This window comes from Micromonospora sp. RTBAU3-60, assembly GCF_054963695.1.
The window spans coordinates 17,390-41,921 of the sequence record NZ_JBUEGB010000016.1 but is presented as its reverse complement, the minus strand read 5'-3'; the positions used below and the strand labels follow the sequence as shown (position 1 = coordinate 41,921).

Below are 24,532 nucleotides of genomic sequence, written 5' to 3'. Positions count from 1 at the left end.
GGCTCCTGTCTCATGGAACCGCTCATCGAGGTCGTGCTCTTCCTGGCGATCGCGACGTTCGGCGCGGCGCTGGCCCGGCGGCTGGGCCTGCTCGCGCCGATCCTGCTGGTCGTGCTCGGCCTCGTGCTCTCCTTCGTCCCCGGCTTCCCGCACGTCCGGCTCGACCCGAACCTGGTGCTGGTGGGCATCCTCCCGCCGCTGCTCTACGTGGCGGCCCTGGAGACGTCGGTGCCCGCGTTCCGGCTCAACCTGCGGCCGATCCTGCTGCTCGCGGTCGGGCTGGTCATCTTCACCGCGTTCGTGGTGGGCACCGTGGTGCACCTGTTGCGGCCCGACCTGCCGTACTCGATCTGCCTGGCCCTCGGCGCGGTGGTGGCGCCGCCCGACGCGGTCGCCGCCACCGCGGTGGCCCGCCGGGTCGGCCTGCCGCGCCGGATCGTGACCATCCTGGAGGGGGAGAGCCTGGTCAACGACGCCACCGCTCTGGTGCTGCTCCGAGTGGCGATCGTCTCGGCCACCACGGCGACCGGCGGGATCGGCGTCGGGGACGTGGCCTGGGAGGTGCTGGTGGCCGCCGGCGGCGGCGTCCTGATCGGGCTGCTCGGCGTGGTGGTCTTCGGTTTCCTGCACAAGCGGATCACCGATCCGGTGCTGGACAACGCGCTGTCGCTGATCGTGCCGTTCGCGGTGGTGTTCGCCGCCGAGGAGATCCACGCCTCCGGCGTGATGGCGGTGGTGGTGACCGGGCTCGGCATCGGGCACAAGCTGCCGCTGCTGATGTCCGCGGCGTCTCGGCTCCAGGTCGACGCGTTCTGGCGGCTGATCCGGTTCCTGCTGGAGGGGCTGGTCTTCCTGCTGGTCGGGCTCCAGTTGCCCGAGGTGGTGCGCGGCCTGAACGAGCCGGTCGGCTTCCTGTTCGGGATCACCGCGGCCGTGCTGCTCGCCGTGTTCCTCGCCCGGTTCGTCTGGCTCTTCCCGGCCACCTATCTGGCCCGGTTGCTGCCCCGGGTCCGGCGTCGGGATCCGGCCCCCTCGGTGCAGGTGCCGATCGTCATCGGCTGGGCGGGGATGCGCGGCGTGGTCACCCTCGCCGCCGCGCTCGCCCTGCCGCTCACCCTGGCCGGCGGGGCGGCCTACCCCCGACAGCTGTTCATCTGGCTCGCCTTCGCGGTGATCGTGGTGACCCTGGTCGCGCAGGGCGCCACCCTGCCGGCCGTGGCCCGCAAGCTCAACCTGCCGCCGGACGATCCGGTGCAGGACGCCCTCTCCGCCGCCGCGGTGCAGCAGCAGGCTGGCCGGGCGGCCCGGGAACGCCTGGAGAAGCTGGCCGAGGGGGCACCCGCGGCGGTCGTCGAGCGGCTGCGCGGGCTGGTGCAGAACCGCACCAACCTGGCCTGGGAGCAGCTGGGTGGCACCGCGAGGGAAACCCCGTCCCAGGCGTACGGTCGACTGCGGCAGGAGATGATCGACGCGGAGCGGGAGGTTTTCCGGGCCGCCCGCGACACCGGGAAGATCCCCCAGGAGGTGCTGGTCCGCGCCTATCGCGACCTGGACCTGGAGGAGTCGTTGCTGCGACGGGAGAACGATTGATGAGCTGTGCGCACCTGGCCGAGGCGGGCGACGCCGAGCCGGCGACCACGACCGAGTGCCCGGACTGCGTGGCCGTCGGCAATCCCGACTGGGTGCACCTGCGGTCCTGTCTCGCCTGCGGGCACGTCGGCTGCTGCGACTCCTCGCCCTACCAGCACGCGACCAAGCACTTCGAGGCCAGCGGGCACCCGGTGATGCGCTCGATCCAGCCGGGGGAGTCGTGGCGCTGGTGCTTCGTGGACGAGGAGATCGGCTGAGGTCAGTCGAGCCGGCGTTCCAGCACCTGGCCCGGCCAGGGCGGGCGGCCCGGCCGCTCGACCGTGAACGGGTCGGTGGCGGTGAAGCCGCAGCTCTCGTAGAAGCGGACCAGCGCCCGGTCGTCGCCGCCGTAGCAGTCCACCCGCAGCAGCCCCAGGCCGCGGTCGCGGGGCAGCTCCTCCGCGTACGCCAGCAGCCGGGCCCCGATCCCGTGGCCCGCGTACGCCCGGTCGGAGACCAGCAGGTTGACGTACAGCTCCGGCTCGGTGGCCGGTGGCACATACTCGGTGGCCGCGCCCACCACCAGGGCGCCGACCGGGGTGTCGCCGAGCCCGGCCAGGTACAGCCCGCCGCTGGTCGCCCACGCGTCGGCCTGGGCGATCCGGCGCGAATCGCGGGACGCGCGCTCGGTGCCCCACTGCCCGGTCCGGCCGCGCGCCGCCAGCCAGGCCGTGGCGGTGTCGAGCAGCCGCAGCACGGTGGAGGCGTCGTCCGGCCCGCCCGGGCGGATGGTGAGGGTCGACTGGTCCGTCATGCCGGCCATGCTGCTACATCGGCGCCGACCGGCGGGACGCGGGCACCGTCCATCAGCGCGTCACCGGCACCGCCGCGGACACCTCCGTGATCAGCTCGGCGATCCGGTCGCCCCAGTGCGAGGCGATGACGAGGTCCCGGGCAGGGTCCACCCAGAGCAGGTGCCGACCGCCGTTGCCACGCGCGCAGCGACCGGTCGTGGGCGCGCCCGGCTGCACCCGGCCGGAGTCGTTGCGCCACCACAGGTAGCCGTAGTCCGGGTTGAGCGGGCACGGCGACCAGGCGCGGGCGATCCACTCCGCGCTGAGCAGCCGCCGGCCCCGCCAGGTGCCGCCGCCCCGGTACACCTCACCGAGCAGGGCCAGGTCGGCGGCGGAGATCCAGAGCCCGCCGCCCCAATGGGCGCCACCGCTGACCACCGGCACCGAAGCGCCGTCGATGTCGACGACCGAGTCCGCGTACCCGTGCCAGGACCAGGACGACGAGGCGCCGAGCGGGTCGAGCAGCGCCTCGCGGAGCACCTCGCCGAGCGGCCGGCGGAACAGCAGGGTCAGCGCCAGGCAGAGCAGGTTGACCCGGACGTCGTTGTAGGCCCAGCCGGCACCGGGTGCGCCTTCCCGCTCAAAGCCCTCGCGGCGGCTCTGCGCGTCCACTCCGGTCGGCTTGCCCCACAGCTCGCCGGTCCAGCCGCTGGTCTGTTGGAGCAGGTGCGCCCAGGTGATCCCCTCGACCCGCAGCGCGGTGAGGAACGGGTGGTCGACCGTGGCGAGCACCGGCGCGGCCGGGTCGAGCAGGCCCCGGTCGAAGGCGACGCCGGCGAGGGTGGCGGCGACGGCCTTGGTGCCGCTGAACAGCATCTCGGGGGTGGCCGGGTCGCCCCAGGTGGCGACCACCTCGCCGCGGTGGCGGATCACGCCGCTCGCCCCGGACCCGGCCAGCAACGGGCCGGTCACCTCGCGGTGCGACTCGTCGGCGACCTGCGCGTCCCGATACCGGGCGATGTCCTCGATGCCCTCGGTCACCCGCTCGGCCTGCCGGGCAACGGCGGCCCGGATCGCCGCGAGGTCGATCCCGACGTCTCCGTTGGCGGTCATGATCCCGACCCTAGGCCGGGCCGGTCGCGGCCGGTGATCCCGTCGGGCGCGACGCCGATCACACCGCGTCGGCGGGCTCGACCTCGTCGACCGTCAGGTACGCCCAGGCCGGCCGCAACCGGTCGGCCAACTCGGCCGGTGGGTCAGGCCGCGGTCGCCCGCTCCCACGGTGCCGGTACGCGGACCGAGGCCATGCCCGCCGCCGTGGCGGCCCGGATGCCCAGCTCGGTGTCCTCGAACACGAGGCAGTCCGCCGGCGCCACACCGAGCCGCTGCGCGGCCAGCAGGAACGCCTCCGGGTCGGGCTTGGGTCGGGTGTAGTCCCCGGCGCAGACCAGCACGTCGAACCGGTCGAGCAGGCCCAGCGTGGTGAGGGAGGCGGTGACGCCGTCCCGGGTGCTGCCGGAGACCACCGCGAACGGGATCCGCCCGTGGTCGGCCTCGATGTGCGCCAGCACCTCCGGCACGGCGGTCAGGCTGGGCAGGGAGCCGTGGTAGAGCTCCTCCTGGCGCCGTACCACCGTGTCGACCGGCATGTTCAGCCCGTGCCGTTCGTTGAGCGTGGCGACGATGTCGGCGATCGGCCGGCCGCCCCAGGCGTAGAACAGCTCCTCGGGGAACTCGCAGCCCCACTCGTCGAGTGCCGAGCACCACGCCGCGTAGTGCAGCGGCATCGAGTCGGCGATGGTGCCGTCGCAGTCGAACAGGTACGCGCGGAAGTCGCCGATCGGCAGGGTCAGGGGCATGGCCGCAGCCTACGGCCCGAAGCTGAAAAAGCGCTGGCCGGGGCCGCCCGCCTCTGGTTGGCTCGCCGCCGTGGAACCCACCAGGATCGCCCGGGCCGACGAGTTGACCGAGGTGCAGCGGATCGAGGTGGCCTCCGGGGCGCTGTTCCGGGAGATCGGGATGGCCGACGTCGCCGACATGCCACCGCTGCCGCTGGAGGTGCTCGCCGACCGCCAGCGGGCCGGACGGGTCTGGGTGGCGGTGGACTGTGACAACCGGCCGATCGCCTTCGCGGTGGTCGACCTGGTGGACGGCTGCGCGCACGTGCAGCAGCTCAGCGTCGACCCCGCGTACGCCCGGCGCGGGATCGGGCGGGGGCTGCTCGACGACGTGGCCGGGTGGGCCGCCGCGCGGGGGTTGCCGGCGCTGACCCTGACCACATTCCGGAGCGTGCCGTGGAACGGGCCGTACTACGCGCGCTGCGGGTTCCGGGAGCTGACCGGCGCGGAGGTCACGCCGGGGCTGGCCGAGCTGCTCGCGGCCGAGGCGGCGCTGGGGCTGGACCCGGCCGAGCGGATCGCCATGCGCCGGACACTCGGCTGACCGTCACCGGTCGGCCGGGGCGGGCGTGGATGTGGTCCCGGTCTGGTCAGTGCGCACCGCCGAGGTTGAGCACGACGACCCCGGCGATCACCAGGCCGGCGCCGGCCACCTTGGCGACGCTGAGCGGCTCGCCCAGGAAGGTCGCGCCGATCGCCATGATCGCGGCGGTGCCGAGGCCGGACCAGATCGCGTACGCGACACCGACCGGGATCTCCTTCACCGCCAGGGCCAGCAGAAAGAACGACGCCACGTACGCCACCGCCAGGCCGACGGTGGGCCAGAGCCGGGTGAAGCCGTCGGTCGCCTTGAGCAGGCTGGTGCCGATCACCTCGGAGGTGATCGCGGCCAGCAGGAACAGGTACGCCATGACCGGACCGTACCGGTGGCTCAGGGGCGGCGGGGCTCCCGCGGCTCGCCGATCGGGGCCGGCCGCGGCGGCATCCCGCGACGCGGTCGCCGCCGTCCGGGGCATCGCTGCCGCCCCGACCGGCTCGTCGACACTGGTTGCTCGGCGGTCCCGGCAGCCCGACCCGGTCACCTAGAGTGTCCGTCGCCGGTGTGGGCCATGGTGGTCGCAGCCAGGAGCGGGGGAGCGCGGTGCACGTACGGGGAGACGGGGTGGCCGACAACGGTGCCGGCGGCGGGGCGGCGATGGTCGCCCCCGACCCGCCCGAGGACCGGGTCGACGGTGGTTCCTGGCCGCGCTGGCGGGGTTGGCCACTGGTCGGGATGGCAGCCACCGCGGCAGCCCTGCTCGCCTTCTGGCTGTGGAGCCAGACGCGCACGATCAAGTTCGGTTACTTCCGCCGTCCCCCCATCTACGGGGAGATGATCCCGATCTGGGACGACCTGGCGCTGACCGTGATTCCGGCCGGCGTGCTGCTGGCCGGGATCGGGTGGCTCGTCACCTCGTGGCGCCGGCTGCCGACCTGGCTGGCCCTGGCGCTGGTGGTGCTCGCCGGCGTGGTCACCGCCACCGCGGTCAACCTGGTCCGGGGCCAGGCGGGCGACCTCACCCGGGGCGTCTCGACCGACCCGGCGTCGCCCTACTACACGTCCGACCTGCACTTCCTCTACGAGTTGGGGCCGCGCGAGTTCGTCGAGCGGCACGCCGAGCTGAGTCCGCGGTTCCACTCGGCCAGCACCCGGACCCACCCGGCCGGCGTGATGGTCTTCCTCTATCTGCTGTTCCGCGCCGTCGGCGCGTCGCACAGCCTCCTGATCGCGGTGGTGATCGCCGTGATCGCCTTCAGCTCGGCGGTCTCCGCGTGGCTGATCGGCCGCACCCTGGGTGGGGAGCGGGCCGGTCGGATCGCCGCCGTGCTCTTCGCCGCGGCGCCGGCGCCGTTGATGATGGCGTACAGCAACCTCGACACGGTCTTCGCCGTGCCGCTGACCATGAGCGTCGCGCTCTTCGTGCTCGCCGCGGACCGTCGGTCGTGGATCCTGGCGGCGGCTGGGGGCGCGGTGCTGGGGGTGGCCACCACGATGACCATGGCCACGTCCTTCATCGCGTTCGCGGCGACCGTCGCGCTGGTCGTCCAGACCGGGTGGCGGACGGCGGTGCGGCTGCTGGCCGCCGCGGCGACGGGCGGGGCCATCGTGGTGGGCCTGGCCTGGCTCGTCCTCGGCCTCGACATCCTCGCCACCTACCAGGCGACGGCGAGGATCAGCCACCCCTACGACTGGTACTGGCTGGCGGGCAGCCCGGTGGCCTGGCTGATCTACGCGGGTCTGCCGCTGGCCGCCCTCGGCGTCTACGGCCTGTTCCGCCGGGTGCCCGGTGCCGGGCGGCCGGTGCTGGTGCTCGTGCTGGTGCTCTTCCTGGTCGTCTGGGCCGGACTGCCGGCGCAGGTGACCAAGCTGCGCCCGGGCGAGGTCGAGCGGACGTGGATGTTCCTCTACCCGATGGTGGCCGCCGCGGCCGGCGTGGTGGTGGACCGCTGGACCGCCGGGTTCGGCCGGCGCTGGCTGCGGGGCGGGGTGATCGCCGGCCTGGTGCTCGTCTCGGTCGGTCAGGCGGTGCTCATCCAGGGGCTCTACGAGAACTTCTACTGATCTGGCGCCGCGCGGTGGGGTCGATGTCAGTTGATCCTGCTCGATGGCTGGCCGCCGCGCCCGACAGTGAGATTCGCCGCGCCACGCCAGCATCATCCTGATCTCCTAGAGACAACTGCCGCCTTCGCCTGGCAGGCTGCCTCCCATGACCCTGAAGCTTCGTTCCGTGGGGGCGAGCGACCGTGGGCTGATCCGCAGTGGCAACCAGGACGCCCAGCACGCCGGCAGCTGGCTCGTCGCCGTGGCCGACGGCATGGGCGGCATGGCGGCCGGTGACCTGGCCAGCCGCATCGCCATCGACGCGGTCGGCCCGCTGGACGTGGAGACGCCCGAGGACGCGCTGGTCGCCGCCCTCCAGAGCGGCATCGAGCTGGCCACCGCGGGCATCCGCCAGGCCGTCCTCGAGGACCCGGAACGCCAGGGCATGGGCACCACACTCACCGCGCTGCTCTTCGCCCGCACCGGAAGCTGCCTGGCCCTGGCCCACGTCGGCGACTCCCGCGCCTACCTGTTCCGCGAGGGCGTGCTGAAGCAGGTCACCCGGGACGACACCTTCGTGCAGATGCTGGTCGACCAGGGCGTGATCACCCCCGAGCAGGCGAGCAGCCACCCCCGCCGGGCCGTGGTGACCCAGGCGTTGCAGGGCGACGAGGTCTCCCCGGCGTACGCGACGATGGTGCCCCGGGCAGGCGACCGCTGGCTGCTGTGCAGCGACGGTCTCTCCAACGTGGTCCGTCCGGACACCCTCGCCGAGGTGCTCGGCGAGTACGCCGACCGGGAGGCGTGCGCGCGCAAGCTGATCGACCTGGCGCTGCGGGCCGGCGGCCCGGACAACGTGACCGTGGTGATCGCCGACGTGGTGGACGAGTAGGCCGGGTCAACGGCGGCGCGGCGCGGCCCGGCGGGTCGGCTCGGCGGTGGTCGGATCCTCCGGCCACGGGTGCCGTGGGTAGCGTCCGCGCAGCTCCGCCCGCACCTGCGGGTAGCCCACCCGCCAGAACGAGGCCAGGTCGGCGGTGACCGCGACCGGCCGGCCGGCGGGGGAGAGCAGGTGCAGCAGCACCGGCACCCGACCGTCGGCGATCCGCGGCGCGTCCCGCCAGCCGAAGGTCTCCTGCAGCTTGACCGCGAGCACCGGCGCGGCCGGGTCGGCGTAGTCCACCCGGATCCGGGAGCCGCTCGGCACCGGCAGCCGTTCCGGCGCCAGCTCGTCGAGCCGGGCCGCCTGCCGCCAGTCGAGCAGCCGGCGCAGCGCCGCCGCGACGTCGATGCGGGCCAGGTCGGCGCGGCGCCGGGCGCCGGCCAGCTCCGGAGCCAGCCAGGTGGCCGCGTCGGCGAGCAGCGCCTGGTCGGACACGTCCGGCCACTCGTCGCCGAGCGCCTGCCGGCAGAAGGCCAGCCGCCGGCGCAGCGCGCTGGCCTCCGGCGTCCAGGTCAGCAGGCCGAGGCCGGCCTGGCGCAGCCCGGTGAGCACCGCGTCGGCCACCAGCTCCGGGTCCGGCGCCGCGAGGGGGCGGTCGACCAGCTCGATCGCGCCGAGCCGTACCACCTCGCGGGCCACCACGTCCCCGCCGGACCAGCCGACCTCCCGGTCGGCGCGCAGCAGCGGCCCGCCGGCCTCCCGCGCGGTCGGCTCGTCCACGGGGGTGGCGAGCCGCACCCGGGCGGTCGGCGCGCCCGGGGCCCGGTCGGCCACCGCGATCGCCAGCCACGACGACCCGGCCAGCCCAGACCCGGCCGCCAGCTCCGCGGCGGTCCCGCCCGCCATCAGGTACGCGGACCCGCCGGCCCGGCGCGCCCGGGCCAGCCGTTCCGGGTACGCCAGCCCCACCAGCAGCCCGGCCGCGAGGTCGTCGGGGAGGTGCTCCCCGGCGGCGTCCACGCCCGGCCCGCCGCCGTTGCGCCCGGCACGGGCGGCGGCACGGGGACGGCCGGCAGCCGGGCCGGCCGTCGGCAGGGCGGCGCGGAGCCGGCGTACCTCGGCGCGCCAGCGGGCGGTGGCGGCCTGGTCCGTGCCGCCCCGCAGCCGCCGCCACAGCGCGGTGAGATCGTCGCCCGGGCCGGCGAGGGTCTCGTCCGCGAGCAGGGCGACCACCTCGGCGGCCCGGTCGGCACCGACCCGCTCCGCCCCGTCGAGCAGCGCCCGGGCCAACCGGGGGTGGGCGCCGGCCGCCGCGATGGCCCGCCCACGAGCGGTGATCCGACCGTCCGCGTCCACCGCGCCCAGCGTGGTCAGGGTCTCCCGGGCGACCGTGAGGGCGGCGGGCGGTGGCGGGTCGGGCAGCGCCAGCCCGGCTCCGTCGGGATCACCCCACGCGGCCAGCTCCAACGCGAACCCGGTCAGGTCGGCGGTGGCGATCTCCGGCTCCGGCTGCGGGGCGAGCCGGGCGTGGGTGGCCTCGGACCAGCACCGGTAGACCGCGCCCGGGCCCTCCCGCCCGGCCCGGCCGGCGCGCTGGGTGGCCGCCGCCCGAGACACCGGCACGGTGACCAGCGCGCCCAGCCCCCGGGCCAGGTCGGTCCGGGGCACCCGGCTCAACCCGGCGTCCACCACCACCCGTACCCCCGGCACGGTCAGGCTGCTCTCCGCCACGGCGGTGGCCAGCACCACCCGGGTTCCGCCCAGTGGCGTCGAGTCGCCGGGCCGGGCCGCCGGCAGCCGCAGCGCGGCGTCCTGCGCCGCCCCGGGCAGCCGGCCGTGCAGCGGCAGGACCGTGACCGAGTCGGGCAGGTCGACCAGGCGGGCGCCGACGGCGGCGATCTCACCGGCGCCGGGCAGGAAGACCAGCACGTCCCCGGTCTGCTCGCGCAGCGCCCGGCGCACCGTGGCGGCCACGTGGTCGAGCAGGGCCGGCGCGACCCGGCCCGCGCCGGGCGCGGCGACCGGCCGGGGCGGCGGCGCCCAGATCCGGGTCACCGGGTGCAGGGCCGCCTCGGCCCGGACCACCGGCGCGGGCCGGTCGGACCCGCCGAGCAGCGCGGCGAACCGGTTCGCCTGCGGGGTGGCCGACATCGCCAGCAGCCACAGGTCGGGCCGGAGCGCACCCCGGGCCTCCACGCCGAAGGCCAGCGCCAGGTCGGCGTCGAGTTGCCGCTCGTGGCACTCGTCGAGCAGCACCGCGCCGACCCCGGGCAACTCCGGGTCGTGGTGCAGCCGTCGGACCAGCAGGCCGGTGGTGACCACCTCGATGCGGGTCTGCGGCCCGACCCGGCGTTCGCCCCGGACGGCGTATCCGATCCGGCCGCCGACGCGCTCGCCGAGCAGGGCGGCCATCCGGTGCGCGGCGGCCCGGGCGGCCACCCGGCGGGGCTGGGCGATCACCACCCGCCCCGGGACCGCGTCGGCCACCGCGAGCGGCGCCAGGGTGGTCTTGCCGGTGCCGGGCGGTGCCACCAGGACCGCCGTACCGGCCGCGCGCAGCGCCTCGACCAGGGCCGGCAGCACCGACCGGACCGGCAGGTCGAGGGCTACGTCGGAGAGCACCGGTCCACTCTCGCATCCGGCGCTCAGGCCGGCCGCACCCCGTCCAGGCCGGACACGAAGGCCGCCCACGCGGCCGGGGCGAAGACCAGGGCGGGACCGGGCCGGTCCTTGCTGTCCCGCACGGCGATCCGACCGCTCACGGCGGCGACCTCCACGCAGTTGCCGTTGCCGCTGCTACGCGTGCTGGTGCGCCAGTCCGCCCGGGACAGGTCGAGCGCGGTCATCCCCGTACCTCATCTTCCGTCGGCGTGCCGCCGAGCGGTCACGCAAAGTTACGCGAAGCCTCCTCCAGGCGGGCCAACGACGCCGCCGGATCCAGTGCCATCCGGCACAGCTCCTCATGCAGAAGGCTATACCGTTGCACCTGTGCAACCTCCTCCAGAGCCAATCCCATCGTGAGATTGTCCAGGTAGACCACGGAGGCGTCGGCCGCGTCGGCGAAGCCGAGGATGACGTAGGACGTGCTCATCGCCGGATGGCCGCCGGCACTGAATGGAAGTACGTGGATGGTTACGTTAGGTAGTTGAGCGAGTCTCGCCATGTGGGTGAGCTGATCGGCCATCACGGTCGGTCCGCCCACGGCGCGCCGCAGCACCGCCTCGTTGAGCACCACCGACAGCCGGACTGGCGACTCCTGGCGCAGCACCTCCTGCCGGCGCAGCCGGGCGGCCACCTTGCGCTCGATGCCCTCCTCGCCCGCGGTGATCCGGTAGATCTCCCGGGCGTACGCCTCGGTCTGCAGCAGCCCCGGCACCGCCTCGGCCTCGTACGTGCGCAGCGTCGCCGCCTCGGCCTCCAGTCCGACGTAGAACTCGAACCACTCCGGCAGGACGTCGCTGTAGTTCTGCCACCAGCCGCGTTGCTGCGCCCCACGGGCGATCTCGATCAGCGCCTCGGCGTCCGCGCCGGTCACCTGGTAGAGCGCGAGCGCGGCGCGGACGTCGCGCGGTTTGATGCCGATCTGCGCGTTTTCGATGCGGGAGAGGTTGCTCTTCGACATGTCGAGCTGGCGGGCGGCGACGTCGAGGGTCATCCCGGCGCGTTCGCGTAGTTGGCGGAGTTCCCGGGCGATGCGGCGGCGGCGGACGGTGGGGCTGGCGGTCACCTCCCGAGTCTGGCATGCCAAGATCCGCAGCTCGCGCCGGCCGCCAGGCTGCAACCCCCGAATTCGGGAGTTGCATCCCGGGGATTCGGCGTGCATTCTCTTCCCGGTATCCGCCATCACTTGTGGACAGCCGGGAGGCTCGTTTGCTCATCGCTGACGAGTTCTTCCTGATCGCGCACAACGACAGCCGGGGCAGGGCCAAGCTGCACCCGGCCGCGACCGGGCTGGGGCTCGCCGCCGGCCTCCTCGGCGAGCTGGTCCTCTTTCGACGGATCACCGTCGCGTCCGGAATGGTCACCGTCCTCGACCGGCGGCCGCCGGCCGACGCGCTCGCGCACACGGTGCTCGACCAGCTGATCGGCGAGTCCCAGCACCGGGCGGTCCGCACCTGGCTCAGTTTCCTGGCCCAGACCGGGGTGGCCGCGGTCGGCGAGCGGCTGGCCCGCGCGGGCGTGCTCCGCCGCCAGGAGCAGCGCCGCCTGCTGCGGACCAGCCTCAGCTACGTGCCGGCCGACCTGAACGCGGCCGCCTGGCCGGCGGCCCGGCTGTGGACGCTGCTGGAGCGCCCGGAGCCGATCGCCGTACCGGACGCGCTGCTGCTCGGCCTGGTGGCCGCCACCGGGCTGACCCGCGAGGTGCTGTGGAACGCCGGACCGCAGGCCCACCAGCGGCTGACCGGGCTCATCCCGATGCTGCCCGCACCACTGAAGGAACTGGTCGGGCACACCGAGGCCGCCGTCGGCACCGCGGTGCTGCGCGGCATCCCCTGACCTCCGGGTCACCGCCCCCTTTCCTCCCCTTCCACCGGAGCAGCCCCCATGCCCCCTGCAGCCACCGTCGAACGTGCGAGCAACGTCTCCGAGGCCCTGGCTCGCGGCCGGCTCGGCATACCGTCGGTCGTCTTCTTCGTCCTCTCCGCCGCCGCCCCGCTGACCGTGGTGGCCGGCGTGGTCACCACCGGGTACGCCGTCACCGGCGTCACCGGCATCCCGCTGGCGTTCCTGGCGGTCGCCGTGGTGCTCGCCCTCTTCTCGGTCGGCTACGTGGCGATGGCCCGCCGGCTGACCAACGCCGGCGCCTTCTACGCGTACATCGCCCGTGGGCTCGGCCGGCCCGGCGGGGTCGGCGCGGCGTGGGTCGCGCTGATCGCGTACAACGCGCTGCAGGTCGGCCTCTACGGCGCGATCGGCGCCGCCGCCGAGCCCGTGCTGGACCAGCTCTTCGGCGGCGCACCCGCCTGGTGGGTGGTGGCCCTGGTCGCCTGGGCGCTGGTCGCGGTGCTGGGCGTGCTCCGGGTGGACGTGAACGGCCTGGTGCTGGCCGTGCTGCTGCTGGCCGAGATCACCGTGATCCTCGTCTTCGACCTGGCGCAGGTCACCCACCCGGCCGGCGGCTCGGTCAGCTTCAGCACGCTGTCCCCGGGCAACCTGCTGGTGCCGGGGGCCGGCGCGATCCTGGTGCTGGCCACGACCGGCTTCACCGGCTTCGAGTCCGCGGTGGTGTTCAGCGAGGAGAGCAAGGACCCGAAGCGGACCGTCCCGATGGCCACCTACCTGTCGGTGGCGATCATCGCCGGTCTGTACGCCTTCTCGGCCTGGACGATGACCGTCGCCACCGGGCCGGACCGGATCGTCGAGGCGTCCCGGGAACAGAGCACCGGGCTCATCTTCAACCTCGCCGGCGGGCACCTCGGCGACACCGCGGTGACCATCGGCCAGGCGCTCTTCCTCACCTCGCTGCTGGCGGCGATGATCTCGTTCCACAACACCACCGCCCGGTACGCCTTCGCGCTCGGCCGCGAGCGGGTGCTGCCGGCACTGTTCGGGCGGACCTCGCCGCGCACCGGCGCCCCGCGGGTCGCCTCGCTGGCGCAGAGCGCCCTCGGCCTGGTCGTGATCGTCCTGTACGCGGTCGCCGGCTGGGACCCGTTGGTGCAGCTGTTCTTCTGGGGCGGCACCGGTGGTGGGTTCGGGGTGCTGCTGCTGATCACCGCCACCGCGGTGGCGGTGATCGCCTTCTTCGCCCGGACCCGGGTCGAGGAGACGCTGTGGCGGCGGGTGATCGCCCCCGCCCTCGCCGCGATCGCGCTGATCGCCGTCATCGTGGTGGCGGTGGACAACTTCGCCATCCTGCTCGGGGTCGCCCCGGACTCGCCGCTGCGCTGGGCGATCCCGGCGGTCTACCCGGTGGCGGCCCTGCTCGGGCTGGGCTGGGGGCTGGTGCTGCGTGGCGCCCGGCCGGACGTGTACGCCCGGATCGGGCTGGGCGCGGAGAGCGCCGTCATCGGTGTGCCGCGGGCCGCCGACGAGGCCACGCCGGCCGGGGCGGCGGCGCCGTGATGAGCGAGCGAATCATGAGTGCCGTGCCGTGGTGCCTCATGCCGGCACCGGGCGGAGGGAGGTGACGGCATGAGTGACGTGCCGATCGAGCGGCTGGGCGCGGCGGAGACCCGGTCGGTCGCCGAGCGGATCGCCCGGGCCTTCCGGTTCCTGGCCGTCAGCCGGTGGCTCGTGCCGGACGAGGCGAAGCGGGAGGCGGTGCTCGCCGACGACTTCGAGATCCTGGTCGACCACGCGATGCGGCACGGGATCGTGCACGGCACCGCGGACCGGGCGGGGGTGGCGGTCTGGTTCCCGCAGACCGGCGAGCCGGCCCCGCCGCCGGCCGACTACGCCGCCCGGCTCGCCGCCGCCTGCGGCGAGTGGGCGCCCCGGTTCCAGCACCTCGACGAGTTGTTCGAGGCCCACCACCCGCACGCCGACCACCACCATCTGGCGTTCCTGGCGGTCGCCCCAGAGCGCCAGGGCCGAGGGCTGGGCAACGCGCTGCTGCGGCACCATCACGCCGTGCTCGACGCCGAGGGCGTGCCGGCGTACCTGGAGGCGAGCAGCGAGCGCAGCCGCGACCTGTACGCCCGGCACGGCTACCGGGCCGCCGAGCCGTTCCGCGTCCCGGACGGCGCGCCCTTCTATCCGATGTGGCGCGACCCGGTCGGTTGAGCGGTGCGCGGGGGCGACCCGCTGCCGTCCGCCGCGGCCGGGTCGCCGGTCGCCCCGCAGGTGGAACGGGTACGGCCCGGTCGGCGAACCGCCGACCGGGCCGCGTGGACGCGACGGCGGCCGGGCCTGCCGGCCCGACCACCGTCGTCCACCCCGTCAGTACGTTCCGTCGAGCTGCCCGCGCAGCTTCGTCAGCGCCCGGGCCAACAGCCGGGACACGTGCATCTGTGACACGCCGATCTGCTCGGCGATCTGCGACTGGGTCAGGTTGCCGTAGAACCGCAGGGTGAGGATCTTCTGCTCCCGTTCGTCCAGCGTGGCGAGCGCCGGGCCCAGGGCGACCCGCAGCTCGGCCAGCTCGAACTCGGCGTCCTCACTGCCGAGCATGTCGCCCAGCTCGGTGGCCCGGTCGCCGTCGCCGGTCGGGGTGGACAGCGACAGCGCGTTGTAGGCGCGAGCGCCCTCCAGGCCCTCCAGGACCTCCTCCTCGGTGAGGTTGAGGTGAGCGGCGATGTCGGCGACCGTCGGCGAGCGGCCGAGGGTCTGCAGCAGCGCGCTGTTGGCGTCGGAGATGGCCAACCGCAGCTCCTGCAGGCGGCGGGGCACCCGGATGTCCCAGGTCCGGTCGCGGAAATGCCGCTTGAGCTCGCCGATGATGGTCGGGATGGCGTAGCCGGCGAAGTCGACGCCGCGGGAGGGGTCGAACTTGTCGATCGCCTTGATCAGGCCGACGGCGGCGGTCTGCGCCAGGTCGTCGGTGGGCTCGCCCCGGCCGCCGTAGCGGTGGGCGAGGTGGTTGGCGAGCGGCAGCCAGGCCTCGATCGCCCGGTCGCGCATCGCGGGGCGCGACGGGTGGTTGGCGGGCAGCGCGGCCATCGCGTGGAGCAGGTCGGCGGCGCTGTCGGTGAGCGCGCGCGGGTCGAGCTTCCCGGTGGTGGACGGGGTGGTCGCCTGCTCGCTGATCGTGTGCGCGGTCATGGGTGGTCCTCCCTGCACCTCGTCTGCGGAGAAAAGGCGTGGCCCTCGGGTTTAGCGTCCGTCGGTACGTTCGGGAGCCACCGTAACCCGATCGGCCGGCAGAAATCTAGCCGAAAGTACGATGTACTTAAGGGATTTCTGCGCACCTAACCGGCCGAGTCGGGACATATACGACTGCCCGGTTCGGCGCTGCGGCCCGGCCGAGCGGCCGACCGGAAAAACGACAACTGGTTCGCATTGCCGACCTTCGGTCGTTGTCCCACGCACGAGACAGCCCGTAGCGTCACGGGATAGCCGTCCACGGAGGCAGCCGTGTTGGATCCCGCCGCTCCGCAACTCGTGCTCAACGCCCGGGTGCTGCAGTTCAGCTGGCTCCCGGCGGACCCCGACGCGGTCGCGGCGCTGCTGCCCGCCGGGGTGTGTCCCCGCCCCGACCGCCAGGTGTTCTTCTCCCAGTACGTGGTGGACGACGCGGCGCAGACCTCCGGGCTCGGCGCGTACTCCCTCACCTATCTCGGCGTCGCCCTCGACGGATTCGACCCGCCGCCCGTGGGTGACATCCCGGGCGGCCTGTGGACCCACTACTTCGCCTCCAGCGCCCGGGTCTGCGACTACGCCGCTGCCCGCGGCGCTCCCGCGGCACCCGGGGAGACCCGGCTCGACCTGCGGGGCGGGCAACTGACCGCGGAGACCTGCGCGGACGGGACGCCGATCATCCGTACCGTCGCCCGGGTTGGGCACACCGGCTGCCGGGTGTACAGCGGGCACCACCGCTACCTGACCCTCCGGGGCGGCCGGCTGCTCTGCGCCGAGTTCCCGTACGTGGCCGAACCGGTGAGCCCGTTCGAGATCGAGTCGGTGGAGTTCCTCGTCCCGGAGCACCCGGCCTACCCGCTACGCCCGGCCAACCCGCTCACGATCTGCGGCGGCCTGTACTCGCCCCGGGTGTCGTTCGCGTACCCGGCGCTGCCGCTGGCGGTCGACCAACCGCCGCCCGCCGGCTTCCGGCCGATTCACCAGGTCCCGGCGCGCCGGTCCCGCAGCGGCCTGCCGTCCGGGTCGTAGACGAGCCGGTAGGCCGGCAGCGCCCAGAGCCGGGTGTGCCAGGGCAGCCGTTCGGGGCGGTGCGGCCGGAGCCGGCCCGGCGGCCGTGGCCCGGTACGCCCCGACTCGTGCCAGCGTTCCAGCGCCGCCGCGGCCGAGGTGATCGCCGCGATCGCGTCGGCCGGGTCCAGCAGGTCGTGATCCTCCCCGCCGTCCGGGTCGCGGTCCAGGTGCTCGCGCCACAGCCGCAGCCGCAGGTCCCGGGCGAAGACGCGCGCGCCGTCGCCCAGCCCGGCCGGGTCGGTCGGCGCCCGCTTGTCGTGGGCCTCGTCCAGCACCGCGCAGGACAGCTCGCTGTCGTGGGTCCAGGAGCGGCGGTTGAAGTTGTCGCTGCCCACGCTGGCCCAGACGTCGTCCACCACGCAGACCTTCGCGTGCACGTAGACCGGGGTGCCCTCGTGGTTCTCCAGGTCGTAGACGTGCACCCGGTCCCGGGCGGCCTGCTGGCAGAGCGCGAGCGCCTGCTCCCGGCCCACCATGTTGGGCGGTAGCGCCAGCCGGCCGTCCACGTCCGGGTGCCGGGGCACCACCGCGACCAGGTGCAGCTCCGGGTGCTCCCGCAGGGCCCGGGCGAACAGGGCCGCCACCTCGGTCGACCACAGGTACTGGTCCTCCAGGTAGATCAGCCGGCGGGCCCGGCGGATGACCTTGGTGTAGCCCCGGGCCACCGTCCGCTCGCCGTCGGGGGCGAAGGAGTAGCGGGGGCGCACCGCCGGATAGGTGCGCAGCACCTGGATCTGGTGCGGGCCGCACGGCGGGGGATCGGCCGGCTGGGCGGGCAGCGGGTCCGGGCGCAGGTCCGCGCCGCGCAGCCGGTCCCGCAGGTACGCCAGCGGGTTCTCCGAGTCCAGCGGCATCGGGTCGGTCCACCGCTCTCGGAAGGTGGTGTCCAGCGCGCCGACCACCGGCCCGCGGACCGCGAGCTGGACGTCGTGCCAGGGCGGGTGCTCGCCGTAGCGCGCGGACATGCCGACGGGTTGCGGGTCGCCCCGGTGCGCGGCGTCGTCCCGCCGGCTGTGACAGAGGTCGATCCCGCCGGCGAACGCGACGTCCCGCTCCGGGGCCTCCGGGTGGCGCAGCACCACCAGCTTCTGGTGGTGCGAGCCGCCGCGCCGGACCCGCTGGTCCAGCAGCACCTCGCCGCCGGCCGCGCAGATCGCCTCGCTGAGGTCGCGGTTCTCCGCCTCGCTGTAGGAGAGAGCGTCGAGATGGGAGCGCCAGATCAGGCCCTTGACGACGACGCCGCGCTGGGCGGCCTGGGCGAAGAGCTGCACCACGGTCGGCCCGTCGGGGCGCATCCGCTGGTCCGGGTCGCCCCGCCAGTCGGTGAAGAACAGGTGGTCGCCGGCCTGCAGCGCCGCCACCTCGCGGGCCAGCCGGTCGAAATACGCGGCTCCGTGAATGAGCGGCTCGGCGAGGTTTCCGCTCGTCCAGACGGGTAACTCAGACCCCGGGTTGGCGCGTTCCTGTGCGGTGAGGAACCAGTCCCGCATCGCCACGTTCCAGCCTCCCGAGGTCGACCCCGACCTCACGGTAGGTCCCCCGAGACGGCCCCGCACGCTGACCGCCCCTGGTTGGCCGGCCCTCCCGTGGGTCCCGCCGGACCCCTGGACCGCGCAACTGAGGAGGCCACACCATGTCCGCCGAGACGACCGACACCGTGACCGAGCACCGCGCGCAGGCGGTGGAGGGGGAGCGGGGTGCGCTGGTGGCCGTCTTGGTGATGGTGATCCTCGGCGTGGCCGGCATCTTCGCCGTCTCCTGAGCGCGCGAGGGCGCCCCGGGTCGCCCCGGGACGCCCGTGCCACGCGGACCGGTCAGGGCCGGGAGGCCTCGCCGTCGGTGTGCGGCATCCGCCCGGCCGGGATCACGCCGAGCCGGCCGGCCTGGTAGTCCTCGAACGCCTGGATCAGCTCGTCCCGGGTGTTCATCACGAACGGGCCGTAGTGCGCCACCGGCTCCCGGATCGGCTGCCCGCCCATGATGTAGAGCTCCAGGGCCGGGGTGTTGCCGTCCTGCTTCGCGTCCGCGGTGACCCGCAGCGCGTCGCCCGGGCCGTGCACGGCGAGCTGGCCGAGGTGGATCGGCCGGCGGTCGGTGCCCACCGTGCCCCGGCCGGCCAGCACGTAGACCAGCGCGTTGAAGTCCGGCCGCCAGGGCAGGCTCAGCTCCGCGCCGGGCTGCAGCGTCACGTGGGCGATGGTGATCGGGGTGTGGGTCGAGCCGGGGCCCTGGTGCCCGGCGATCTCGCCGGCGATCACCCGGATCAGCGCGCCGCCGTCGGGCGTGGTCAGCAGCGCCGACTCCCGGCCGCGGATGTCCTGGTAGCGCGGCGGGTTCATCTTCGCCACCCGGGGCAGGTTGACCCAGAGCTGCAGGCCGTGGAAGAGGCCGCCGCTCGTCACCAGGTGCTCCGGCGGCGCCTCGATGTGCAGCAGGCCGCTGCCGGCCGTCATCCACTGGGTGTCGCCATCGGTGATGGTCCCGCCGCCGCCCTGCGAGTCCTGGTGGTCCATGATCCCGTCGATCATGTAGGTCACCGTCTCGAAGCCGCGGTGCGGGTGCCAGGGCGTCCCCTTCGGCTCACCCGGCGCGTAGTCGACCTCGCCCATCTGGTCGAGGTGGATGAACGGGTCCAGTTCGCTCAGCGGGACGCCGGCGAAGGCCCGGCGGACCGGGAAACCCTCGCCCTCGTATCCGCTCGGCGCGGTGGTCAGCCGGCGGACCGGGCGGAAGGTGGTGGACTCGTCCAGCTGCGGCAGGCGGGGCAGGACGAGGACGTCGTCGACGGTGATGGCGGGCATCGCGGGCTCCTTACATGTCGGCCGGGGTGGACGACGCGTCGCGGTCGGCGCGCAGGCGCCGGCCGAGCCGCTCGAAGACCCGGGTGAGGCAGGCGACCTCGGCGTCGTCGAGGTCGTCCATCAGGTGGGTGCGCACGGAGCGCAGGTGGTGCGGCGCGGCCTCGCGCAGCGCCAGCAGGCCGGCCGCGGTCAGCACGGCCTCGCTGCCCCGTCGGTCCTCCGGGCAGGACTGCCGGGCGACCAGGCCGCGCTTCTGCATCGAGGAGATCTGGTAGGTCAGCCGGCTCGGTGAGAACACCAGCCGGCTGGCCAGCTCGCCCATCCGCAGCCGCTGCCCCGGCGCCTCGGAGAGCAGGACCAGCACGTGGTAGTCGGCGAAGGTCAGCTCGCTGTCGGCGCGCAGGTCGTCCTCGAGTTGGGTGAAGAGTCGCTGGCTCGCCTCGATGTAGGCGCGCCAGGCGGTCATCCGCTCGGGGCTCAGGCTCTCGGTCACGGCTACGAGAGTAGCACTACTTAAAATTTAAACAAGCCGTCTGGCGGGCGTGTGACCGGCGCGACAGCCGGTCGAGCGGCAAATGCCCTTGGAATTTGAACGAAGCGGTCCGGCTACGGTCGGGGGATGGATGATCTCGACCTGCTCGACTGGCGGGAGCGGGTGGCCCGGCTCCACCTCTCCGACCTCGACCTGGCCGGCTTCCGGGCCGCCCGGGACGAGCTGTTCCGCACGCATCCGTGCAGTCCGCTGCCGGTCGCCGACCGGCCCGGTTTCCCCGGGCTGCGCTGGTTCCCGCCCGACCCGGCGGCCGTGGTCGAGGCGCCGCTGCGCCCCGCCTCCGGCACGGAGACCATCGACACCGGCGGGCCCGACGGGGTCGTCCACTACCGCCGGGTCGCGGTGGCCGAGACGCCGTGGGGCCCGCTCACCCTGTGGTGGATCGAGGCGTACGGGGGTGGGCTGTTCGTGCCGCTGCGGGATGCCACGAGCGGCGTCGAGACGTACGGCGGGGGGCGCTACCTGACCGACACGGTGAAGGGCACCTTCGGGCGCGGCCTGACCGTGCTGCCCGGTCGACGGGTCCGCCTCGACGCCAACTACCTCTACAACCCCAGCTGCGCGTACGACGACCGCTGGGCCTGCCCGCTCGCCCCGCCGGAGAACCGCGTCGACGTGCCGATCCGGGCGGGGGAGTTGGCGTACCACGACTGACGGGCGTCACCCCGTTCGTGGGGCGGCCCAGGCCAGGAAGCGGTCGAAGAGTTCCGCCGGGGACGGGGCGGCGTCCGGGTTGAGCTTCATCAGGTCCGCCGTGGCGTCGAAGAGCTGGCCCGCCAGGTAGACCGACAGGGCCACCCGATCCCGCCGGTACTCCATCAGGAGTAACAGCCGCGCCGGCTGGCACGGCCAGGGTGCGGCGCAGATCCGGCACAGCCACAGGGGCCGCATGGGCAGGTGCGGGCGCACGGCCCGACGCTGGCGGTCGTGTAGGGGAGCGGTCACCTGCCCATGGTGATGCAAAGCGTTGACTACGTCAACGGCCTGCGTAGTTGTCGCCGTCTAGGTACATCGCCGCTGTCATCGTCAACATGTGGAGCTTGTCGGCGTGTCGGAGATCCGGATGATGCTCGGCGGGGTCTCCCGGCAGCGCGCCTCGGTGATCGCCAACCAACGGAACTTCCCCGAGCCGGTCGCCGTCCTGGCCATGGGCAAGGTGTGGCGGAAGTCGGACGTGGAGAAGTGGATCCGGGAGCACCGGCCGGACCTGGCGACGGACTGAGAGAGGGCCCCGGGCGGGGCCCTCTCTCGTCGCGCCTGAGCTAGCGGGCGGTGGCGCCGGTCGGGGTCAGGTGCATCCGGCCGAGCAGCTGCCGCGCCTGGTCGGCCAGGCCGGCGTCCACGGTGACGGCGTACTGGCTGGCGCGCAGCGAACTGGCCGAGGTGAAGTCCCGCTGACCCCCGGTCATCGCGTGGGCCACCGCGCCGAACACGGCCCCCCAGATCGCACCGATCACCAGCCCGACGACGATCACCGCGACCCAGTTCCCGGCGGTGAAGATGCCAAAGAGCAGGCCGATGAAGAGCCCGAACCAGGCGCCCGTGCCCGCGCCGATCAACGCTGCCCGGCCCGTGGTCATCCGGCCCATCACCGTCTCCACCAGGGTGAGATTGGTGCCGATGATCGCCGAATGTTCCACCGGGAAGCGGTTGTCGGCCAGATAGTCCACGACGCGCTGGGCGGACGGATAGTCCGGGTACGTGCCGATCGTGACGGTCGGTGGACCCGGCTCCGGCCCGTGACCGTCCCCGCTCGGGGCGGCCGGTCGGCCGCCCGGTCCGGACGGGAGGTTGGAGCCGCCCGGCATCCCGGGTTGCCAGGCCGGAGACGGAGTCGAGGGTCTGGTCATGAGCGTCCTCCTTCGTCGACCCGCCGCGTTCCCAGCGCCGTCGCCGGGTAACGCGTCGGGACGACGGATGCGGCACGCATGCCCCCGGGTACGTCGGGTAGGCATCGGCGTGGAGGCGGGACGGATCAGCGAGCACGGGTTCCTCGCCGACGGGCGCAGCGCGGCGCTGGTCGACCGGGCCGGCGCAATCACCTGGTGGTGCCCGGCCCGCTTCGACGGCCCGTCGGTCTTCGGCCGGATCCTCGACGACGACGCCGGACACTGGAGCATCCGGCCCGTGGACGACTTCACCACCGAGCGGTCCTACCTGGAGGACACGCTCGTGCTGCGTACCGTCTTCACCACCCGGACCGGGGCGGTGGCCGTCACCGACGCCCTGGCGCTGGAGCCCGGCGCGCGCGGCCACGAGATCGGCCTGCGCTCGCCCCGAGTGCTGGCCCGGGTCGTCGAGGGGCTTTCCGGCGAGGTGCCGATGCGGGTGGACTACCAGCCCCGCTTCGAGTACGGGCGGGTGCGCGCCTACCTCACCGGCGCCGAGGAGGTCGTTGACGCCGTGGCCGGCGGCACCCGGCTGAGCCTGCGCGCCAACGTCCCGATGAGCTGCGACGACGGCGCCGCCTTCGGGCGGTTCACCGCCCTCGCCGGCACCGCCCACCACTTCACCCTCGGGTACGCCCCGACCTACGACGGGGGCGAACCCGCGCTGCCGGACGCCGACCAGGTGGTGGCCGACGCGGTCGCCGGCTGGCGGTCCTGGGCCGGCCTGCACGACTACCAGGGCTGCTACCGCGACCAGGTGCGGCGCAGCGCGATGGTGGTGCAGGGGATGACCTACCAGCCCAGCGGCGCCGTCGTCGCCGCGGCCACCACCTCGCTCCCCGAGGAACTGGGCGGCGAACGCAACTACGACTACCGCTTCGTCTGGGTACGCGACTTCAGCCTCACCCTCCAGGCGCTCTGGCGGGCCGCCTGCCCGGACGAGGCGAATCGGCAGTTCGCCTGGGTGTCCCGGGCCATGGGCCGGATCGACGACGAACCGGTGCCGATCATGTACGGCGTGGAGGGCGAGCGGGACCTCACCGAACACCGCCTCGACCACCTCGGCGGGTACGGCGAGAGCCGGCCGGTCTTCATCGGCAACGACGCCTGGCGGCAGCGGCAGACGGACGTGCTCGGCGAGATCCTCGACGCCGCCTGGCTGATGCGGTACTACCTCGACCCGATGGCGCCCGAGGTCCGGCACCTGCTGCACGCCCTCGCCGACCAGGCCGTGCTGGACTGGCACCGGCCGGACGCCGGCATGTGGGAGGCACGCGACGTCGAGCGGCACTACGTCTCGTCCAAGGTGCAGTGCTGGACCGCCTTGGACCGGGCGGTCCGCTTCGGGCGGCGGATCGGCGACGAGCGTGCCGTCGCCCGCTGGGCGGCGGCCCGGGACGAGGTACGCCAGGCGGTGCTCACCCGGGGCTGGAACGACCGGCTCGGCGCGTACACCGGGGCGTTCGACTCGGACCAGCTGGACGCCTCGGTGCTGATCATGCCGCTGGTCGGTTTCCTGCCGGCCGACGACCCGCGGATGCGGTCGACGATGGACGTGGTGGAGCGCCGGCTCTCCCGGGGCGGCCTGCTGCGGCGCTGGGACACCGACCCGGCGGGCTTCGTGATCTGCTCGTTCTGGCTGGTCGGCTGCCTCGCCGAGGCCGGCGAGCTGGACCGGGCGCGGCGGCTGTTCGAGCAGCTCGCCGCCCGGGCCAACGACCTGGGCCTGTACGCCGAGCAGGTCGACCAGGCCACCGGCGAGCAACTGGGCAACTTCCCGCAGGCCTTCTCGCACATCGGGCTGATCAACGCGGCCGGTCACATCACGGACGCCGCGGAACGACTCGGCGGCCGAACCGGGCGAGCGGCCGTGCCGACCGGCGCGGCGACCACGGAGGGAGCACACGGATGACCGGACGACTGGCGGGGAAGACCGCCCTGATCACCGGCTCGGACTCGGGCATCGGCCAGGCCACCGCCATCGAGTTCGGCCGGGAGGGCGCCGACGTGGTGGTGCACTACCTGCACGACCACGCCGGGGCGAACCACACCAAGGCGGAGATCGAGAAGGCCGGCCGCCGGGCCGTGGTGGTGCAGGGCGACATCAGCGTGGAGCATCAGGTCGACGCGATGTTCGACGAGGCCCTCGCCGAGTTCGACCGGCTGGACATCCTGATGAACGACGCGGGGGTGGACGCCTCCGGCATCCCGGTGGCGGACCTGGACACCGAGACCTGGGACCGGTGCATCCGCACCAACCTCTACGGGATGTTCTTCTGCTGCCGCCGGTTCGTGCGGCACCGGCGCGACCAGGGCGGGCAAGGGAAGATCATCAACATCACCTCCATCCACCAGGAGGTGGCGCGGGCCGGTGGCTCCGACTACGACGCCAGCAAGGGCGGCATGCTGGAGCTGGCCAAGAGCCTGGCGCTCGAGGTGGCGCCGATGCACATGAACGTCAACAACATCGGCCCGGGAATGGTGCTGACCCCGTTCAACCAGCGGGCCATCGACGACCCGAAGTACCTGGAGGAACAGGTGCAGAGCATCCCCTGGAAGCGGGCCGCGCAGCCGGAGGAGGTCGCCAAGGTGGCGGTCTTCCTGGCCAGCGACGACGCCGAGTACGTGACCGGGTCGACGTACTTCATCGACGGCGGCCTGATGCAGAACCAGGGCCAGGGCGCCTGACCCCACCTCCACCCCGCCCCGCACCCCACCCCCGTGATCATGAAGTTGGCGGCGGAGTGGATCTC

Annotated in this window: 27 protein-coding genes; 14 read left to right on the top strand and 13 right to left on the bottom strand. The window is 73.9% G+C overall.

Features of this window, described 5'->3' with window-relative positions:
- Nucleotides 1-12 precede the first annotated feature (12 nt).
- Both ACY34I_RS17985 and ACY34I_RS17980 read left to right on the top strand, forming a co-directional pair.
- Nucleotides 13-1,590 (top strand): Na+/H+ antiporter, encoded by a 1,578-nt coding sequence (locus ACY34I_RS17985; protein ID WP_462756143.1) that lies wholly within the window; start codon nucleotides 13-15, stop codon nucleotides 1,588-1,590.
- Nucleotides 1,590-1,847 (top strand): UBP-type zinc finger domain-containing protein, encoded by a 258-nt coding sequence (locus ACY34I_RS17980; RefSeq protein ID WP_462756142.1) that lies wholly within the window; start codon nucleotides 1,590-1,592, stop codon nucleotides 1,845-1,847. The genes ACY34I_RS17985 and ACY34I_RS17980 overlap by 1 nt, the downstream gene beginning before the upstream one ends.
- A gap of 2 nt (nucleotides 1,848-1,849) precedes the next feature.
- Here the strand turns inward: ACY34I_RS17980 and ACY34I_RS17975 are convergent, their stop codons facing one another.
- The 3 genes from ACY34I_RS17975 to ACY34I_RS17965 form a co-directional block, all read right to left on the bottom strand.
- Entirely contained in the window at nucleotides 1,850-2,383 is a 534-nt protein-coding gene (locus ACY34I_RS17975; RefSeq protein WP_462756141.1) for a GNAT family N-acetyltransferase, read from the bottom strand.
- Between the two features lie 52 nt (nucleotides 2,384-2,435).
- Complete coding sequence (locus tag ACY34I_RS17970) at nucleotides 2,436-3,476, bottom strand: serine hydrolase domain-containing protein (protein ID WP_462756140.1); 1,041 nt, start codon at nucleotides 3,474-3,476, stop codon at nucleotides 2,436-2,438.
- 143 nt (nucleotides 3,477-3,619) lie between these two features.
- Entirely contained in the window at nucleotides 3,620-4,222 is a 603-nt protein-coding gene (locus ACY34I_RS17965) for an HAD family hydrolase (RefSeq protein WP_462756139.1), read from the bottom strand.
- Between ACY34I_RS17965 and ACY34I_RS17960 the strand changes: the two genes are divergently transcribed.
- Nucleotides 4,221-4,805: a GNAT family N-acetyltransferase gene (locus ACY34I_RS17960; protein WP_462756138.1), complete on the top strand. Its 585-nt coding sequence runs from the start codon at nucleotides 4,221-4,223 to the stop codon at nucleotides 4,803-4,805. The two genes, ACY34I_RS17965 and ACY34I_RS17960, sit on opposite strands and share 2 nt — an antisense overlap.
- 46 nt (nucleotides 4,806-4,851) lie before the next feature.
- On the opposite strand, the gene ACY34I_RS17955 is transcribed toward ACY34I_RS17960, so the two are convergent.
- Nucleotides 4,852-5,172, bottom strand: coding sequence for a DMT family transporter (locus ACY34I_RS17955; RefSeq protein ID WP_148794155.1), 321 nt, complete (start codon nucleotides 5,170-5,172; stop codon nucleotides 4,852-4,854).
- Between the two features lie 251 nt (nucleotides 5,173-5,423).
- Here ACY34I_RS17955 and ACY34I_RS17950 point away from each other — a divergent pair, with 251 nt between their 5' ends.
- On the top strand, nucleotides 5,424-6,863 hold the full coding sequence (locus tag ACY34I_RS17950) for a hypothetical protein (protein WP_462756137.1): 1,440 nt from the start codon (nucleotides 5,424-5,426) through the stop codon (nucleotides 6,861-6,863).
- Between the two features lie 145 nt (nucleotides 6,864-7,008).
- A complete protein-coding gene (locus ACY34I_RS17945; RefSeq protein WP_462756136.1) occupies nucleotides 7,009-7,734 on the top strand; it encodes a PP2C family protein-serine/threonine phosphatase in 726 nt (241 codons plus the stop codon).
- Between the two features lie 6 nt (nucleotides 7,735-7,740).
- Here the strand turns inward: ACY34I_RS17945 and hrpB are convergent, their stop codons facing one another.
- The 3 genes from hrpB to ACY34I_RS17930 are packed head-to-tail and all read right to left on the bottom strand — an operon-like array spanning nucleotide 7,741 to nucleotide 11,452.
- On the bottom strand, nucleotides 7,741-10,347 hold the full coding sequence (hrpB, locus tag ACY34I_RS17940; protein WP_462756135.1) for an ATP-dependent helicase HrpB: 2,607 nt from the start codon (nucleotides 10,345-10,347) through the stop codon (nucleotides 7,741-7,743).
- Nucleotides 10,348-10,370: 23 nt separating this feature from the next.
- On the bottom strand, nucleotides 10,371-10,571 hold the full coding sequence (locus ACY34I_RS17935; protein WP_148794151.1) for a DUF397 domain-containing protein: 201 nt from the start codon (nucleotides 10,569-10,571) through the stop codon (nucleotides 10,371-10,373).
- Between the two features lie 38 nt (nucleotides 10,572-10,609).
- Nucleotides 10,610-11,452, bottom strand: a complete 843-nt coding sequence (locus ACY34I_RS17930) for a helix-turn-helix domain-containing protein (RefSeq protein WP_462756134.1) — start codon at nucleotides 11,450-11,452, stop codon at nucleotides 10,610-10,612.
- A gap of 143 nt (nucleotides 11,453-11,595) precedes the next feature.
- On the opposite strand from ACY34I_RS17930, the gene ACY34I_RS17925 reads away from it, so the two are divergent.
- The 3 genes from ACY34I_RS17925 to ACY34I_RS17915 all read left to right on the top strand — a co-directional run bounded on the left by ACY34I_RS17925 (nucleotide 11,596) and on the right by ACY34I_RS17915 (nucleotide 14,451).
- Entirely contained in the window at nucleotides 11,596-12,222 is a 627-nt protein-coding gene (locus tag ACY34I_RS17925) for a GOLPH3/VPS74 family protein (RefSeq protein ID WP_462756133.1), read from the top strand.
- A gap of 48 nt (nucleotides 12,223-12,270) precedes the next feature.
- Entirely contained in the window at nucleotides 12,271-13,791 is a 1,521-nt protein-coding gene (locus ACY34I_RS17920; protein WP_462756132.1) for an APC family permease, read from the top strand.
- 69 nt (nucleotides 13,792-13,860) lie between these two features.
- Nucleotides 13,861-14,451, top strand: a complete 591-nt coding sequence (locus ACY34I_RS17915) for a GNAT family N-acetyltransferase (RefSeq protein ID WP_462756131.1) — start codon at nucleotides 13,861-13,863, stop codon at nucleotides 14,449-14,451.
- A gap of 156 nt (nucleotides 14,452-14,607) precedes the next feature.
- Here the strand turns inward: ACY34I_RS17915 and ACY34I_RS17910 are convergent, their stop codons facing one another.
- The gene (locus ACY34I_RS17910) at nucleotides 14,608-15,429 is read right to left on the bottom strand and encodes a SigB/SigF/SigG family RNA polymerase sigma factor (RefSeq protein WP_462756130.1); all 822 of its coding nucleotides are present in this window, start codon (nucleotides 15,427-15,429) and stop codon (nucleotides 14,608-14,610) included.
- Between the two features lie 312 nt (nucleotides 15,430-15,741).
- Between ACY34I_RS17910 and ACY34I_RS17905 the strand changes: the two genes are divergently transcribed.
- Nucleotides 15,742-16,494, top strand: coding sequence for a hypothetical protein (locus ACY34I_RS17905; protein ID WP_462756129.1), 753 nt, complete (start codon nucleotides 15,742-15,744; stop codon nucleotides 16,492-16,494).
- Here ACY34I_RS17905 and ACY34I_RS17900 read toward each other — a convergent pair.
- Nucleotides 16,443-18,032: a phospholipase D family protein gene (locus tag ACY34I_RS17900; protein ID WP_462756128.1), complete on the bottom strand. Its 1,590-nt coding sequence runs from the start codon at nucleotides 18,030-18,032 to the stop codon at nucleotides 16,443-16,445. The two genes, ACY34I_RS17905 and ACY34I_RS17900, sit on opposite strands and share 52 nt — an antisense overlap.
- A gap of 137 nt (nucleotides 18,033-18,169) precedes the next feature.
- Between ACY34I_RS17900 and ACY34I_RS17895 the strand changes: the two genes are divergently transcribed.
- Nucleotides 18,170-18,298, top strand: coding sequence for a hypothetical protein (locus ACY34I_RS17895; RefSeq protein ID WP_255471750.1), 129 nt, complete (start codon nucleotides 18,170-18,172; stop codon nucleotides 18,296-18,298).
- A gap of 52 nt (nucleotides 18,299-18,350) precedes the next feature.
- On the opposite strand, the gene ACY34I_RS17890 is transcribed toward ACY34I_RS17895, so the two are convergent.
- On the bottom strand, nucleotides 18,351-19,337 hold the full coding sequence (locus tag ACY34I_RS17890) for a pirin family protein (protein WP_148794144.1): 987 nt from the start codon (nucleotides 19,335-19,337) through the stop codon (nucleotides 18,351-18,353).
- Nucleotides 19,338-19,347: 10 nt separating this feature from the next.
- Nucleotides 19,348-19,830 carry a MarR family winged helix-turn-helix transcriptional regulator gene (locus ACY34I_RS17885; RefSeq protein WP_462756127.1) on the bottom strand — a complete coding sequence of 161 codons (483 nt, stop codon included), beginning with the start codon at nucleotides 19,828-19,830 and terminating at the stop codon, nucleotides 19,348-19,350.
- A 126-nt stretch (nucleotides 19,831-19,956) separates the two neighbouring features.
- Here ACY34I_RS17885 and ACY34I_RS17880 point away from each other — a divergent pair, with 126 nt between their 5' ends.
- Nucleotides 19,957-20,544 (top strand): DUF1684 domain-containing protein, encoded by a 588-nt coding sequence (locus tag ACY34I_RS17880; protein WP_462756126.1) that lies wholly within the window; start codon nucleotides 19,957-19,959, stop codon nucleotides 20,542-20,544.
- A gap of 6 nt (nucleotides 20,545-20,550) precedes the next feature.
- On the opposite strand, the gene ACY34I_RS17875 is transcribed toward ACY34I_RS17880, so the two are convergent.
- Entirely contained in the window at nucleotides 20,551-20,781 is a 231-nt protein-coding gene (locus ACY34I_RS17875) for a hypothetical protein (protein WP_187413353.1), read from the bottom strand.
- Between the two features lie 142 nt (nucleotides 20,782-20,923).
- Between ACY34I_RS17875 and ACY34I_RS17870 the strand changes: the two genes are divergently transcribed.
- The gene (locus ACY34I_RS17870) at nucleotides 20,924-21,112 is read left to right on the top strand and encodes a hypothetical protein (RefSeq protein ID WP_462756125.1); all 189 of its coding nucleotides are present in this window, start codon (nucleotides 20,924-20,926) and stop codon (nucleotides 21,110-21,112) included.
- Between the two features lie 40 nt (nucleotides 21,113-21,152).
- On the opposite strand, the gene ACY34I_RS17865 is transcribed toward ACY34I_RS17870, so the two are convergent.
- Nucleotides 21,153-21,740, bottom strand: coding sequence for a YflT domain-containing protein (locus ACY34I_RS17865; protein WP_462756124.1), 588 nt, complete (start codon nucleotides 21,738-21,740; stop codon nucleotides 21,153-21,155).
- Between the two features lie 109 nt (nucleotides 21,741-21,849).
- Here ACY34I_RS17865 and ACY34I_RS17860 point away from each other — a divergent pair, with 109 nt between their 5' ends.
- A complete protein-coding gene (locus ACY34I_RS17860) occupies nucleotides 21,850-23,691 on the top strand; it encodes a glycoside hydrolase family 15 protein (RefSeq protein ID WP_462756123.1) in 1,842 nt (613 codons plus the stop codon).
- Nucleotides 23,688-24,467 carry a glucose 1-dehydrogenase gene (locus tag ACY34I_RS17855; protein WP_462756122.1) on the top strand — a complete coding sequence of 260 codons (780 nt, stop codon included), beginning with the start codon at nucleotides 23,688-23,690 and terminating at the stop codon, nucleotides 24,465-24,467. Before ACY34I_RS17860 ends, ACY34I_RS17855 begins: the two co-directional genes overlap by 4 nt.
- Nucleotides 24,468-24,532 lie beyond the last annotated feature (65 nt).

Excerpts from the sequence above, each read along its gene's own strand:
- ACY34I_RS17985 (WP_462756143.1), top strand. The coding sequence starts at position 13 with ATGGAACCGCTCATCGAGGTCGTGCTCTTCCTGGCGATCGCGACGTTC.
- ACY34I_RS17980 (WP_462756142.1), top strand. The coding sequence starts at position 1,590 with ATGAGCTGTGCGCACCTGGCCGAGGCGGGCGACGCCGAGCCGGCGACC.
- ACY34I_RS17975 (WP_462756141.1), bottom strand. The coding sequence starts at position 2,383 with ATGACGGACCAGTCGACCCTCACCATCCGCCCGGGCGGGCCGGACGAC.
- ACY34I_RS17970 (WP_462756140.1), bottom strand. The coding sequence starts at position 3,476 with ATGACCGCCAACGGAGACGTCGGGATCGACCTCGCGGCGATCCGGGCC.
- ACY34I_RS17960 (WP_462756138.1), top strand. The coding sequence starts at position 4,221 with ATGGCCGCAGCCTACGGCCCGAAGCTGAAAAAGCGCTGGCCGGGGCCG.
- ACY34I_RS17965 (WP_462756139.1), bottom strand. The coding sequence starts at position 4,222 with ATGCCCCTGACCCTGCCGATCGGCGACTTCCGCGCGTACCTGTTCGAC.
- ACY34I_RS17955 (WP_148794155.1), bottom strand. The coding sequence starts at position 5,172 with ATGGCGTACCTGTTCCTGCTGGCCGCGATCACCTCCGAGGTGATCGGC.
- ACY34I_RS17945 (WP_462756136.1), top strand. The coding sequence starts at position 7,009 with ATGACCCTGAAGCTTCGTTCCGTGGGGGCGAGCGACCGTGGGCTGATC.
- ACY34I_RS17935 (WP_148794151.1), bottom strand. The coding sequence starts at position 10,571 with ATGACCGCGCTCGACCTGTCCCGGGCGGACTGGCGCACCAGCACGCGT.
- ACY34I_RS17920 (WP_462756132.1), top strand. The coding sequence starts at position 12,271 with ATGCCCCCTGCAGCCACCGTCGAACGTGCGAGCAACGTCTCCGAGGCC.
- ACY34I_RS17915 (WP_462756131.1), top strand. The coding sequence starts at position 13,861 with ATGAGTGACGTGCCGATCGAGCGGCTGGGCGCGGCGGAGACCCGGTCG.
- ACY34I_RS17910 (WP_462756130.1), bottom strand. The coding sequence starts at position 15,429 with ATGACCGCGCACACGATCAGCGAGCAGGCGACCACCCCGTCCACCACC.
- ACY34I_RS17895 (WP_255471750.1), top strand. The coding sequence starts at position 18,170 with ATGTCCGCCGAGACGACCGACACCGTGACCGAGCACCGCGCGCAGGCG.
- ACY34I_RS17890 (WP_148794144.1), bottom strand. The coding sequence starts at position 19,337 with ATGCCCGCCATCACCGTCGACGACGTCCTCGTCCTGCCCCGCCTGCCG.
- ACY34I_RS17880 (WP_462756126.1), top strand. The coding sequence starts at position 19,957 with ATGGATGATCTCGACCTGCTCGACTGGCGGGAGCGGGTGGCCCGGCTC.
- ACY34I_RS17875 (WP_187413353.1), bottom strand. The coding sequence starts at position 20,781 with ATGCGGCCCCTGTGGCTGTGCCGGATCTGCGCCGCACCCTGGCCGTGC.
- ACY34I_RS17865 (WP_462756124.1), bottom strand. The coding sequence starts at position 21,740 with ATGACCAGACCCTCGACTCCGTCTCCGGCCTGGCAACCCGGGATGCCG.
- ACY34I_RS17855 (WP_462756122.1), top strand. The coding sequence starts at position 23,688 with ATGACCGGACGACTGGCGGGGAAGACCGCCCTGATCACCGGCTCGGAC.